This window comes from Allomuricauda sp. R78024 (genome assembly GCF_044596045.1).
Classification (GTDB): Bacteria; Bacteroidota; Bacteroidia; order Flavobacteriales; family Flavobacteriaceae; genus Flagellimonas.
Window position 1 is genome coordinate 1,462,501 of record NZ_CP138995.1, and the last position, 13,637, is coordinate 1,476,137.

Annotated in this window: 9 protein-coding genes (1 of these 9 running past the window's edge); 6 read left to right on the plus strand and 3 right to left on the minus strand. The window is 37.8% G+C overall.

The genetic code is table 11. The annotated features are described in order from the left end of the window. Window positions 1–1,207: the 3' portion of a T9SS type A sorting domain-containing protein gene (locus SJY44_RS06480; RefSeq protein WP_396591757.1), read on the plus strand. It extends 527 nt beyond the left edge of the window; the window shows 1,207 of its 1,734 coding nt (coding positions 528–1,734); its start codon lies off the left edge, out of view; it ends in the stop codon at window positions 1,205–1,207. Between the two features lie 71 nt (window positions 1,208–1,278). Here SJY44_RS06480 and SJY44_RS06485 read toward each other — a convergent pair whose 3' ends face one another. The 3 genes from SJY44_RS06485 to SJY44_RS06495 all read right to left on the minus strand — a co-directional run bounded on the left by SJY44_RS06485 (window position 1,279) and on the right by SJY44_RS06495 (window position 8,717). Then, a complete protein-coding gene (locus tag SJY44_RS06485) occupies window positions 1,279–2,745 on the minus strand; it encodes a glutamate synthase subunit beta (protein ID WP_396591758.1) in 1,467 nt (488 codons plus the stop codon). A gap of 8 nt (window positions 2,746–2,753) precedes the next feature. Further along, a complete protein-coding gene (gltB, locus tag SJY44_RS06490; protein WP_298929176.1) occupies window positions 2,754–7,259 on the minus strand; it encodes a glutamate synthase large subunit in 4,506 nt (1,501 codons plus the stop codon). A 315-nt stretch (window positions 7,260–7,574) separates the two neighbouring features. Further along, window positions 7,575–8,717 (minus strand): acyl-CoA dehydrogenase family protein, encoded by a 1,143-nt coding sequence (locus SJY44_RS06495; RefSeq protein WP_396591759.1) that lies wholly within the window; start codon window positions 8,715–8,717, stop codon window positions 7,575–7,577. Between the two features lie 238 nt (window positions 8,718–8,955). Between SJY44_RS06495 and nhaD the strand changes: the two genes are divergently transcribed. Genes nhaD through SJY44_RS06520 form a run of 5 tightly spaced genes read left to right on the plus strand, consistent with a single transcriptional unit; the run spans window position 8,956 to window position 13,577 of the window. Further along, window positions 8,956–10,341: a sodium:proton antiporter NhaD gene (nhaD, locus tag SJY44_RS06500; protein ID WP_396591760.1), complete on the plus strand. Its 1,386-nt coding sequence runs from the start codon at window positions 8,956–8,958 to the stop codon at window positions 10,339–10,341. Window positions 10,342–10,398: 57 nt separating this feature from the next. Further along, window positions 10,399–11,091: a MotA/TolQ/ExbB proton channel family protein gene (locus SJY44_RS06505; RefSeq protein WP_298929167.1), complete on the plus strand. Its 693-nt coding sequence runs from the start codon at window positions 10,399–10,401 to the stop codon at window positions 11,089–11,091. Window positions 11,092–11,100: 9 nt separating this feature from the next. Continuing rightward, on the plus strand, window positions 11,101–11,487 hold the full coding sequence (locus SJY44_RS06510) for an ExbD/TolR family protein (protein WP_396591761.1): 387 nt from the start codon (window positions 11,101–11,103) through the stop codon (window positions 11,485–11,487). Then, window positions 11,487–12,365, plus strand: coding sequence for an energy transducer TonB (locus SJY44_RS06515; protein ID WP_396591762.1), 879 nt, complete (start codon window positions 11,487–11,489; stop codon window positions 12,363–12,365). The genes SJY44_RS06510 and SJY44_RS06515 overlap by 1 nt, the downstream gene beginning before the upstream one ends. Further along, window positions 12,366–13,577 carry a bifunctional folylpolyglutamate synthase/dihydrofolate synthase gene (locus SJY44_RS06520; protein WP_396591763.1) on the plus strand — a complete coding sequence of 404 codons (1,212 nt, stop codon included), beginning with the start codon at window positions 12,366–12,368 and terminating at the stop codon, window positions 13,575–13,577. Window positions 13,578–13,637: the final 60 nt, after the last annotated feature.

Below are 13,637 nucleotides of genomic sequence, written 5' to 3' on the forward strand. Positions count from 1 at the left end.
AAATATTCACCACAATTATATTCACAATACCCATGGAGAGGGCATTTATATCGGTTTTACTTTAGGTTATAAATTAGATTCAGGACGTAACTGCAGTGGTACAGAGGTCTATGGTCATTGGTTAGAAAATGTGGACATACACCACAATATAGTTGAAGATACAGGCTGGGATGCTATTCAATTGAATCTGGCTCATATTAACAGCAAAGTGAGAGACAATACTATTTATGATTATGGAACTCGGGGGAATTGGGGGCAAGCTTTTGCCATGAGCCTAGGAGGTGGCGCTTATGAAGTCTACAATAATCATATCGTTAACGGCCCTTTGGAAAAAGGCTGGGGAATGCAAATAATTAATGGCGAGAGCGGCACAAAGGTTTATAATAATGTGTTTGTAAAACCTAAAATGCATGGAATATTTCTTCATAACAGGCACGAATTTGAAGATTTAAATGAGGGCTATTATGTAGCGAACAATACTATAGTAGAGCCGGAAAGAGCTGGCGTGCATTATAATACCACAGTTTTGCATCCGGTCGATCCAGCTGATTTATATAGAAATCAGAGTGAAGTTCCATCGTATTTTGTAAATAATCTGGTGGTTGATCCAGGATATGATTTTGAGGGAGGAAATACTTGGAAGCAAAACCAAGAAAGCTATTTTGACTTTAATGAAAGGGACACAAGGGATAGTTTATTAACTAATATATATTCAAACATTATGACTCGCCAAATAGATACATTGGGACTCACGGATATTTTAAACAATGATTATAGCCCTTCTTCTGCTAGTTCAGATGTGGTTGATGCGGGTTCAAGTGTTACTTCATGGGGAATAACCTTCGATATGGATAATGCATCACGACCTTCTGGAAGCGCTTTTGATGTGGGAGCCTATGAATTTCAATCTAGTGGAACTCCTTTAAAAGCACAATTACCTGAAGATGTAGAATTGTTTGATGTACTTGTTGAGAAACATGCACAAACATTGTTTTATCCAAACCCAACAAGTTCTTCTTTTAGATTGGAAAATAGTAGTTATGAAGAAGCAATTATTCAATTAATAACTACGGAGGGAAGAATTATTCATACAGGTAAGTATAAGATGGGAACTTCCTTTAATGTTGAGGAATACACGGCTGGACTATATTTTTTGAAATTAATTACCTCAGATGAAACCGAGGTACATCGCTTAATAATTAGATGATTAAAAACAAAAACTCCCCAAAATAATTCTTTGGGGAGTTTTCTATAAAGGGTTTGGTTGGGTATTCAATTTTACACTCTTGGTAAATCGCCATCACCTTTTAAAGGTAAATTCGATTTTCCCATTAAAAAGCTATCCACATGATGGGCGGCTTGTCTTCCTTCGGATATTGCCCAAACAATCAAGGATTGTCCTCTCCTTTGATCGCCCGCAACAAAAATACCGGGCACATTGGTTTTGTAGTCTTTTTCAGATGCGCTAATGTTGGTTCTAGTATCCATCTGCAAACCGAGTTGATCTGCTATAGTTGTTTCTGAACCAGTAAATCCAAGTGCAAGTAAGGTCAAATCACATTCCCATTCTTTTTCCGTTCCTGCTACTTCTTTAAGAACCGGTCTTTGCCCTGGAACTTTATCCCAGAAAACTTCTGCTGTGATCAGGCCTTTTAAATTACCATTTTGATCACCAATAAATTTTTTAGTTGAAATGCTAAAGACGCGCTCGGCACCTTCTTTATGAGATGAACTGGTTCTTAGACGCATAGGCCAAAATGGCCATGGCTGCCCCTCGGGTCTTTTTGTGGTTGACTTGGGCATAATCTCAAAATTGGTTACAGAAACTGCACCATGGCGAATTGATGTACCAATGCAATCAGAGCCGGTATCTCCGCCACCTATAACAATAACTCTTTTTCCTTTGGCTGAAAGTTCTTCACCTGTATATGGAATACCATCAACTTTTCTATTGTTTTGCGGAAGAAAATCCATGGCTTGCACAACTCCTTTTAAATCGGAACCTGGAATGGGAAGTTTTCGTCTAACCGAAGCGCCACCGCAAAGCACAATGCTATCAAACTCTTTTTGGAGTTCATCAGCTTTAACATCAACTCCAACATTAATAACGGTTTTGAAGGTGATTCCTTCTTGTGTCATTATCTCAAGACGCCTATCAATTACATTCTTTTCCATTTTAAAATCAGGAATTCCATAACGCAACAACCCACCAATTTTTTCATCACGTTCTAAAACAGTAACGAAATGTCCTGCTCTGTTCAATTGTTGAGCTGCAGCAAGACCGGCAGGACCAGATCCTACGACGGCTACTTTTTTACCTGTTCTTTTGATTGGCGGCTCAGGTTTTATCCAGCCATTCTCAAAGGCTGTTTCAACAATATTCTTCTCAATATTCTCAATAGAAACTGGATCTTCGTTGATGCCTAGTACACAAGCTTCCTCGCATGGTGCAGGACATAACCTCCCCGTAAATTCTGGAAAGTTATTGGTTGAATGCAGAATCTTTGTGGCCTTTTCCCACTTTCCCTGATACACGGCATCATTAAAGTCAGGAATGAGATTGCCTAAAGGACAACCACTGTGACAAAATGGAATGCCGCAGTCCATGCATCGTGCGCCTTGGTCCTTTAATTCATTTTCCTTTAAGGGAACTGTAAATTCCTTATAGTTTTTGATTCTTTCTTCAACTGGAGCATAGGCCTCTATTTTCCTGTCAAACTCCATAAATCCTGTCGTCTTTCCCATGGCTCAAATTATAAGGTTTGTAATTTTTCTTTTTCTAATCGTATCAATGCTTGACGGTATTCTTCCGGAAAAACCTTCACAAATTTTGGAAGACATTCTTCCCAGTTTTCAAGAATATCTTGTGCTAAAGGACTTAAGGTAGCATTGTAATGGTTTTCAATGAGTTCTTTTAACTGTTTGATATCATTATCTTCTTCCACAGGAAGTAAATTCAATGTCTCTCCATTGCATCTTTTCTCAAACAAATTATCCTTATCAAAAACATAAGCGATTCCGCCGCTCATTCCTGCGCCAAAGTTTCTTCCCACAGCCCCAAGAATCACAGCAACTCCTCCAGTCATATATTCGCAACCATGATCGCCTATACCTTCCACTACGGCTTTAGCTCCAGAGTTTCTAACGCAAAAACGTTCCCCTGCTTTACCATTTATATATGCTTCCCCAGAAGTGGCGCCGTATAAAGTCACATTGCCAGTAATGATGTTGTCTTCAGGTTTCAAGGTTGACTTATAAGGTACTTTTATGATTAATTTTGCTCCTGAAAGCCCTTTTCCTAGGTAATCATTGGTATTTCCGTTGACCACCATGGTAAGTCCTTTTGTTGCAAAAGCGCCAAAACTCTGCCCTGCAGAACCTGTAAAATTAAGTTTTAACGTGTTGTCAGGTAGGCCATCTGCACCATAAATCTTCGATATTTCATTACTTATAATTGCTCCAACAGCACGATCAGTATTGTAAATAGGAAAATCCAGAGAAATTTTTTCCTTTCTGAACAGTGCAGGATGTGCTTTAGCGAGAATATCAAACTCTATGGATTTTTCAATATTATGGACTTGTTTTTCAGTATTATGAAACGCAGTGCCGTCGGGCACGTCCACTTGATATAGAATTGGGCTTAAGTCAATTCCTGAAGCCTTATAATGATTTATAGCTTTTTTTCGATCTAGTTTTTGGACTTGACCCACCATTTCATCTATGGTTCTAAATCCTAGTTTGGCCATAATCTCTCTTAGTTCCTGCGCTACAAAATACATGTAGTTAACTACGTGTTCAGGTTTGCCTTTAAACTTTTTGCGAAGTTCTGGATTTTGGGTCGCGATGCCTACAGGGCATGTGTTTAAATGGCATACACGCATCATTATACATCCTGATGCTACTAAAGGGGCTGTAGCAAAACCAAATTCTTCAGCTCCTAAAAGGCAAGCTATGGCTACATCTCTCCCAGTTTTAAGTTGCCCATCACATTCCAAAACTATCCGGTTTCTTAAATCGTTTAAAACCAGTGTTTGTTGTGCTTCGGCAATTCCCAATTCCCATGGAAGTCCAGCATGTTTTAATGAGGTTAGAGGTGAGGCACCAGTGCCACCATCAAAACCGGAAATAAGAATAACATCCGCTTTTGCTTTTGAAACTCCTGCAGCAACGGTTCCAACACCTACTTCTGAAACTAATTTCACATTGATTCTTGCCTCTCTGTTTGCTGATTTTAAATCATAAATCAATTGGGACAAATCCTCAATGGAATAAATATCATGATGCGGTGGTGGGGAAATGAGACCCACGTAAGGGGTTGAATTCCTTGTCTTGGCTATGGCAGGATTCACTTTTGGCCCAGGCAGCTGACCCCCTTCGCCTGGTTTGGCTCCTTGCGCCATTTTAATCTGGATTTCTTTTGCATTGGTCAGGTAGTCCGAGGTTACTCCAAATCTACCTGAGGCTACCTGTTTAATGGCGCTATTTTTCCAGTCGCCTGTTTGATTTTTATAAAAACGAGCCGAATCTTCTCCGCCTTCACCAGAGTTGCTCTTTCCACCAATTCGGTTCATGGCAATCGCTAGATTTTCATGGGCTTCCTTACTTATGCTTCCGTAGGACATGGCGCCGGTCTTGAATCTTTTTACAATTTCGGTCCATGGTTCTACTTCCTCAATTGGAATAGGGTCATAGTTTGAAAATTCAAACAACCCGCGGATGGTCATCAAGTTTTTTGATTGCTCATTAACCAATTTGGAATACTCTTTATAAGTATCCGGCTCGTTATTGCGTACCGATTTTTGAAGTTTGGCAATACTTAATGGATTGAACATATGTTTTTCGCCATCCCTTCTCCAACGATACTCTCCGCCAATCTCAATATCAAGATTAGCTGCTAACTCCTGAGTTTTGAATGCTTTTTTGTGGCGTTTTGTGATCTCCTTTTCAATTTCATACAAACCTATTCCTTGAATACGGGTTGGCGTATTTGGAAAGTATTTGTCCACCACTTTGGTATTTATACCTATGCACTCGAATAATTGTGAACCTCTGTAAGAATTCAAAGTTGAGATTCCAATTTTATTCATCACTTTTAATATTCCTTTTCCAATAGCTTTATTATAGTTTTTTATAGCTTCATCAAAAGTGTATTCGGTAATGTCATTTTCTTCAATTTGTTCCCCAATGATTTCATTGACCAAATAGGGATTTATGGCACTTGCACCAAAACCAAAAAGGAGTGCAAAATGATGTACTTCTCTTGGTTCTGCAGATTCAATAATAATACTAAGTTTGGAACGCTTGCCTAATCTACTAAGCCCGCTATTTACATAAGAACAAGCTAATAAAGCAGGAATCGCTGCCATTTCAGTGCTAATCATCCTGTCTGAAAGAATGATAATGTTGGCACCTTCATCAATTGCTAATGAAGCCTGGTCTAAAATGGAATCCAAAGCTTCTTCCAATCCGTTATGTCCTTTTTCAATTTCATAAAGGATAGAAATGGAGACCACTTTGTAATCCGGACTGGCATCGTAATTTTTTATTTTATCCAAATCCTCTTTTGAAATTACTGGGTTTTGGATTTTTAACTTTCTACAATTGAGTTCTGATGTGTTAAAAATATTTTGATCACTCCCAAGCGTTAAACTAATATCTGTTATCAATTCTTCTCGAATTCCATCCAAGGGAGGATTGGTGACTTGGGCGAACAATTGTTTAAAGTAATTGTAAATCAGTTGTGGGCGCTCAGATAAAACGGCAATAGGGGTATCTGAGCCCATGGAGCCAATAGGTTCCTTGGCATATTTTGCCATTGGCAAAATAATAGTATTGATATCTTCTAAGGTGTAGCCAAAAGCAGCCCTTCTGGTTTCTATTGGAAATTCTCCGTAAAAAACAGGACAATCATTATAAGGAATGTCCTTTAAATGAACGAGATTGTTTTTTAGCCATTTTTTATAAGGATGTTTTTTGGCAATGGACTCTTTAATTTCCTCATCATTTATTATACGGCCCTCTTCCATGTTTACCAAAAACATTTTCCCTGGCTCAAGACGTCCGTGGAATTCAATGTCTTCTGGTTCCAATTCAACCACTCCAGTTTCCGAGGACATGATTACATAGCCTCTTTTGGTAACCGAATATCTTGATGGGCGCAATCCATTTCTATCTAAAACAGCACCTATATAATTTCCGTCGGTAAAGGGAATAGATGCGGGACCGTCCCAAGGTTCCATTAAACATGAATTGTATTCATAAAATGCCCTTTTGGATTCTGACATTTCTGTATTTTTTTCCCAAGCTTCTGGAACTAACATCATCATTACTTCTGGTAGGGAACGACCTGTCATCAAAAGCATTTCTACAACCATATCCATGCTTGCAGAATCTGACTTTCTGGGTAAAACTACCGGAAGTATTTTTTTGATGTCCTCACCAAACCAATCACTTTTTAAAAGCTCTTCTCTGGAACGCATTCTAGATACGTTCCCTCTAAGAGTGTTTATTTCACCGTTGTGGCACATGTAACGGAACGGTTGGGCTAAATCCCAAGTTGGGAATGTATTTGTGGAAAAGCGTTGGTGTACCAATGCCAAACGGGTGACCACTCTAGGGTCTAAAAGATCTTCGTAATATCTGCTTATGTCATGGGGTACCAAAAGTCCTTTAAAAATGATGATTTTGGTTGAAAGACTTGGCAAGTAAAAGAACTGACTTTGAGATAGTTTACTTTTGATGATAGCATGTTCAGTAATCTTTCTTGCAATGAAGAGTTTCAGATTAAACTGAAAATCATCTATGGAATCACCTTTGCCAACAAATACTTGTTTTACAAAAGGCTCCGTTTCAGCAGCAATTCTTCCTGGTACGGAACGATTTACTGGGGCATTTCGCCATCCCAATAATTGTAATCCCTGATTTTTAATGTTTTTTTCAAAGGTTGAAATACAGAAATTACGTTGATTTTCTTTTTGAGGTAGAAAAACGTTACTTACTGCATAGTCCCCAGCTTCAGGTAAATCGAATTTGCATACTTCTGTAAAAAAATCATGTGGAATATCAATTAGAATACCAGCTCCATCACCAGTTTTGCCATCTGAGCTTACGGCGCCTCTATGTTCTAATTTATCTAGTATCTCTAAAGCCTTATGAATAATATCATTGGACTTTTTTCCTTTTAGGCTGCAAATGAACCCTGCACCACAGTTATCATGCTCAAATTCTGGCAGATACAATCCCTGTTTCTCTAACGTCATCATTATGGTATTTCTTCAAAAATATCATTTTAAATGAATAAACAACAAGGTTTTAAGTCAATAGCAATTAAATCATCAACGTTTGGAATGAAGCGTTAAAAAATATTCAAAAATAGAATTTGAGCATTGCTAAATTATGATAATCTCAAAATGGCCTACAGAAAACAACGCCACCTATTAAAAATAGGGGGTAATTCAAGATGAGTTATTGATAAATTATAGAATACCTATTTATAAATGGGGTAAAATATTCAAAAAAGTGCTTTAAAACGAGATTAACCTATTCTTTTTTGGGGTAAACAGATTTTATACTTGTTAATCTTTTAATATGCTCCTAGAAATTACAATCTTTTGAATTTCCGAAGTGCCTTCATAAATCTGAGTAATTTTTGCATCACGCATCATTCTTTCTACATGATAATCCTTAACAAAACCGTTGCCACCATGTATTTGAACTGCTTCAACGGCAGTTTCCATAGCAACTTCAGAAGCATAGAGTTTGGCCATGGCGCCAGAAAGTGTGTAATCCTTTCCGTTATCCTTATCACAAGCAGCTTCATAGACCAAATGGCGGGCAGCTTGAATTTTGGTATGCATATCGGCTAATTTAAATGCTATGGCTTGATGATTTGCTATTTCTGTTCCGAAGGCCTTGCGTTCTTTTGAGTACTTTCTAGCAAGCTCATAGGCACCAGCCGCTATGCCAAGTGCTTGTGCGGCAATTCCTATTCTACCACCAGCAAGAGTTTTCATGGCAAATTTAAACCCGAAACCATCCTCACCAATACGATTTTCTTTAGGTACTTTAACATCATTGAACAATAGAGAGTGTGTATCACTACCTCTAATACCCAGTTTATTTTCCTTAGGTCCAATTTCAAACCCCTCCATCCCTTTTTCAACAATCAGCGCGTTAATTCCTTTATGCCCTTTTTCAACATCAGTCTGAGCAATGACTAAATATACCTCTGCAGTACCGCCGTTTGTAATCCAGTTTTTGGTTCCATTAACAACATAATGGTCACCCATATCTATGGCAGTAGTTTTTTGTGAGGTTGCATCACTGCCCGCTTCAGGTTCAGAAAGACAAAAAGCACCTATAATTTCTCCTGATGCCAAGCGGGTCAAATATTTTTGTTTTTGAGCTTCAGAGCCAAAAGTTTCCAATCCCCAACACACTAGGGAATTGTTCACAGATACCACAACTGAAGCTGAGGCATCAACTTTAGATAGCTCCTCCATGACCAAAACATATGAAAGTGTATCTAGACCACTGCCTCCATACTCTTCTTTTACCATCATTCCTAAAAAGCCCAGCTCCCCCATTTTTCTTACTTGCTCTGCAGGGAATTTTTGTGCATCATCTCTTTCTATTACTCCAGGTAACAATTCATTTTGGGCAAAATCTTTTGCCGCTTGCTGTATCATTAATTGCTCTTCAGAAAGTGTAAAGTCCATGAAATTGTGAAATAAATAAAAATTGGATACAAATATAGCCCTATACTAGGTTTTTTTTGATAAAAGGCAGTAAAAAATGCGAATGATATAATGTTGTTTATCGATTTCTTAAAATCGAATATTATTTACTGGATATTTTTATAGGATTAAGATTATGTGGGAAAACTCATTTTGAATATCTTTAGCAAAGTAGATTGTTTTAAGAAAAATAAATTTCAACTAAATAAACCAACTAAACATGGAAACCATTCTCATTGCCATATTTGTTATTGGATACCTTGCCATTACCCTTGAACATAACTTAAAGATTGACAAGCTGATTCCGGCATTGGCAATGATGGCTATTCTTTGGGCAATGATGGCTTTTGGTATAGATGGGTTTACTACTTGGTTTGATTCTGGAAAACATGCCTTGATGGAAGGATTCTCTTCGTTAGGACATGAAGATAAAATGCATGTTTTGGAGGAAACCCTATTGCATCATCTAGGAAAGACCTCTGAGATATTGGTTTTCCTTTTGGGAGCCATGACCATTGTAGAGATCATTGATTATTTTGATGGCTTTGCAACCATAAAATCTTTTGTGAAAACAAGGAGTAAGAGAAAAATACTTTGGATTTTTGCTTTTTTGGCATTCATTCTTTCAGCCATTATTGATAACCTTACCGCAACGATTGTTTTAATATCTATTCTACAGAAAATAGTTAAAGTAAGAAATGATAGATTATGGTATGCCGGTTTAATTATAATCGCGGCTAATGCAGGGGGTGCTTGGTCTCCAATTGGTGATGTTACCACAACTATGCTATGGATTGGCAACAAAGTAACAACAGGTAAGTTGATAGGCTACTTGTTATTACCTTCTTTAGTATGTATGTTGGTGCCAACCTTTATTGCTTCTTTTTTACCTGCTTTCAAAGGAAGTATCGATGTTGAGGAAGCGGAACCTGCTAAATCTAAATTTGGAGCCACTATGTTGTATCTAGGACTGGCTGCTATTGTGTTTGTTCCAATTTTCAAGACAATAACGCATTTACCGCCTTATGTTGGCATGATGCTATCTTTAGCAGTAGTGGCAACTTTTGCGGAAATCTACAGTAATTCCAAAATTAGCATTTCATCTGTTGACCCTGAAAGTGATGCGGAGTCACATCACAGCCCCGTGCATAGTGCTTTAACTAAGATTGAATTGCCAAGTATATTGTTTTTCCTTGGAATTTTAATGGCTGTTGCAGCCCTGGAATCTTTAGGACTGCTATTTAATTTTGCCGAAGGCCTTAAGCAAAGTACGCCGCTTTTGGGAACTGAGATTGTAGGAACACAAATTTCAGATTTGGTAGTAATATTACTGGGAATCGGTTCGGCTGTGATAGACAATGTGCCGCTTGTAGCTGCAAGTTTAGGGATGTTTTCTGAGCCTACGGATAACCCATTATGGCACTTTATAGCCTATTCTGCAGGAACGGGTGGAAGTATGTTGATAATTGGTTCTGCGGCAGGGGTTGTGGCCATGGGAATGGAAAAAATTGACTTCTTTTGGTATTTTAAGAAAATAGCGTGGCTTGCATTCCTTGGATTTATCGCGGGGGCTATTTGCTTTGTAGTAATGCGATATTTTTTCTAAAAAATACTTTACCTCAAAAATCTCCGTTATTATTGCAACTTAAATTGGGGATTTTATATGATTACTTTTCAAGATTTAGAAGAAGGGGCTGAGATGGGTGCATCTATTTCAGAAGAAAAAACCCTTTCTGTCATTGATTTAATTGTTAGTGGAGGAACGGGTAGTATCGTTATTATCATGGTACTTTTTGTACTTCTCTTTGTAGCTATGTATATTTATTTTGAACGTATTTTTGCAATTAAAGCTGCTTCAAAAATTGACAAAAACTTTATGAATCAGATTCGCGACCATATCACGAGCGGTAAGTTGGAAGCGGCAAAGATTCTATGTGCACAAACAGATTCTCCCGTTGCCAGATTAACTGAAAAAGGCGTATCAAGAATAGGTAAACCATTAGATGATATAAATACTGCAATAGAAAATGCTGGTACTTTAGAGGTGTACAAACTAGAAAAGAATGTAAGTGTATTGGCTACTGTAGCCGGTGCGGCACCAATGATTGGATTCTTAGGAACCGTAATTGGTATGATTTTAGCTTTCCATGAGATGGCGAGTAGCGGTGGTCAGGCAGAAATGGGCTCATTAGCTTCAGGAATTTATACTGCAATGACAACAACGGTTGCTGGACTCGTAGTTGGTATTATAGCTTATATTGGTTATAACCACCTAGTTAATAGGACAGATAAAGTGGTTCACAAAATGGAGGCTAATGCGGTTGAGTTTTTGGATTTATTGAATGAACCTATCTAGAATTTCATTATGAAATTAAAAGGAAGAAATAAAGTAAGTCCAGATTTTAGCATGTCATCAATGACAGATATAGTATTTCTGTTATTGGTATTTTTTATGTTGACTTCCAATGCTCCCAACGCTTTGGATTTACTGTTGCCAAAAGCAAAGGGGAAGTCTACAAACACACAGAATGTTTCAGTGACCATTAATAAGAGCTTGGAATATTTTGTGAATAATGAACAGATAAACGAGGAATACATTGAAATTGAATTAAAAAAGGCACTTGAAGGTCAAGAAAAGCCAACAATCATTCTAAGAGCAGAGGAAAGCGTGGCAATTAAAGAGGCCGTTAACGTAATGGACATTGCTAATAGGAATAGTTACAAGGTTATCTTGGCTGTGCGGCCAAAATAATGTCATTTTTAGATACGAGACACAAGAAAAAATCATTTACGCTTACAACTCTTCTTTTAAGCGTGTTATTGCTATTGCTTTTTTATATAGGCATGACCTATATGAATCCGCCAATTGAAAATGGTATAGCCATAAATTTTGGCACCATGGATTTTGGTAGTGGAAAGGTACAACCTAAGGAAAAAGTACGCTCTGAACCCAAAAAGGAGGTAACAAAACCTGTAGAACAGGTTCAGGAACAAGTTCAGCCAAAAGAAACTGCTCCAGAAGCACCGGTTGAAAAAGTGTTGACCAGTGAGAACGAAGAGACTATCAGAATAAATCAACAAAAAGAAGCCAAACGTAAGGCGGATGCAGTGGCTAAAAAAGCAAAGGCTGACGCGGAACGGGTTGAACAAGAGAAAAAACAAACTGAAGAACGAAAAAGACAGGAGCAAGAATCCAAGAAAAAGAGCCTTGATGCTTTAATAGGAGGGATTGGAAAATCTGACGGAAAAACAACAGGTAGTGAAGGGGATGATAATAAGGCGGGAGATAAAGGGAAACCGGACGGAGACCCATATGCAACCAGTTATTATGGTAGCCCTGGAAGTGGAAGTGGCACGGGAGGTTATGGTTTAAACGGTCGTTCTTTGGTAAACAAAGGCAAAGTGCAACAAGAATGTAATGAAGATGGTCGTGTAGTGGTAAGAATTGTGGTAGACAAAAATGGAAAGGTAATAAAAGCAACTCCAGGAGTTAAGGGAACTACGAATAATGCGCCTTGCCTATTGGATCCAGCAAGAAAAACGGCATTTCTTCATAAATGGAACCTAGACTCCAATGCACCTTCTCAACAGATTGGTTTTGTTGTTGTCAACTTTAAGTTAGGTCAGTAAATGACTTATAAAGAGACTTTGAATTGGATGTTTCATCAACTTCCAATGTATCAACAAAAAGGGCCAGATGCGCTAAAAAATAAGTTAGACAACATTATTTGTTTTTCCGAAGCTCTAGGAAATCCCCATCAGAAATTTAAAAGCATACACGTAGCAGGAACAAATGGAAAAGGTTCAAGCAGCCACATGCTTGCTTCTATTCTTCAGGAAGCGGGATATAAGGTCGGCCTGTATACATCACCGCATCTAAAGGATTTTAGAGAACGAATCAAAATCAATGGAAAAACTATTGACAAAAGCACTGTAAAGCACTTCATAAAAGCCCACAAACCATTTTTAGAAGGCAATGAGCTTTCTTTTTTTGAAATGACTGTTGGGATGGCCTTTCATTTTTTTGCGGAAGAAAAAGTAGACATTGCTGTTGTGGAAGTTGGTTTGGGCGGTAGATTGGATTCTACAAATATTATCGTTCCGGAAGTTTCCTTAATTACCAATATAGGATTAGATCATACCCAAATCTTAGGAGGTACTTTGGAAAAAATAGCCTTAGAAAAAGCGGGTATAATAAAGAGAAATATTCCCGTGGTTATTAGTGAGAGACAAACTGAAACTGAAACAATCTTTAAATTAATTGCAGCACAAAAGAATTCAGAAATTGTTTTCGCTGATGAACTTCCAGTTAAAAATTATAAAACTGATTTACTAGGGGACTATCAGCAAAAGAATATTCAAGGTGTGGTAGCTACAATTAAAAGGTTGAAAAGCTTTAAGGTTGAGAACGCTCATATAAAAGCTGGACTTAAAAAATGTGTTTATAACACGGGCCTTTTGGGAAGATGGCAAATTCTGGGTGAAAAACCAAAAATTGTATGTGATACGGCACACAATAAAGAGGGACTTAGCCTAGTACTAGAGCAAATAAGAAAATGTGAATCTCCACGAGTACATTTTGTTCTAGGTTTTGTAAATGATAAAGCTCTGGATGATGTACTTAGCTTATTTCCTAAAAATGCAGAATATTACTTTGTAAAACCTAATGTGCCTAGAGGATTGCAGGCTAAGGATTTAAAAGGTTATGCAGGAAAATTTGGACTTAAGGGAGAGATTTCTCCATCTGTAAAAAAAGGTTTGGAGAAGGCTTTACGGAATGCAAAGGATGATGATTTAATTTATGTTGGAGGCAGTACGTTTGTAGTTGCTGAAGTGGTTTAGATATTTTACGTTTTTTCTTTTTGGTAACCAAAAAATGATGCTATATTTGCACTCCGTTTT

Coding starts and splice junctions, on each gene's coding strand:
- SJY44_RS06485 (WP_396591758.1), bottom strand. CDS start 2,745: ATGGGAAAGACGACAGGATTTATGGAGTTTGACAGGAAAATAGAGGCC.
- gltB (WP_298929176.1), bottom strand. CDS start 7,259: ATGACGTTAGAGAAACAGGGATTGTATCTGCCAGAATTTGAGCATGAT.
- SJY44_RS06520 (WP_396591763.1), top strand. CDS start 12,366: ATGACTTATAAAGAGACTTTGAATTGGATGTTTCATCAACTTCCAATG.
- SJY44_RS06510 (WP_396591761.1), top strand. CDS start 11,101: ATGAAATTAAAAGGAAGAAATAAAGTAAGTCCAGATTTTAGCATGTCA.
- nhaD (WP_396591760.1), top strand. CDS start 8,956: ATGGAAACCATTCTCATTGCCATATTTGTTATTGGATACCTTGCCATT.
- SJY44_RS06505 (WP_298929167.1), top strand. CDS start 10,399: ATGATTACTTTTCAAGATTTAGAAGAAGGGGCTGAGATGGGTGCATCT.
- SJY44_RS06515 (WP_396591762.1), top strand. CDS start 11,487: ATGTCATTTTTAGATACGAGACACAAGAAAAAATCATTTACGCTTACA.
- SJY44_RS06495 (WP_396591759.1), bottom strand. CDS start 8,717: ATGGACTTTACACTTTCTGAAGAGCAATTAATGATACAGCAAGCGGCA.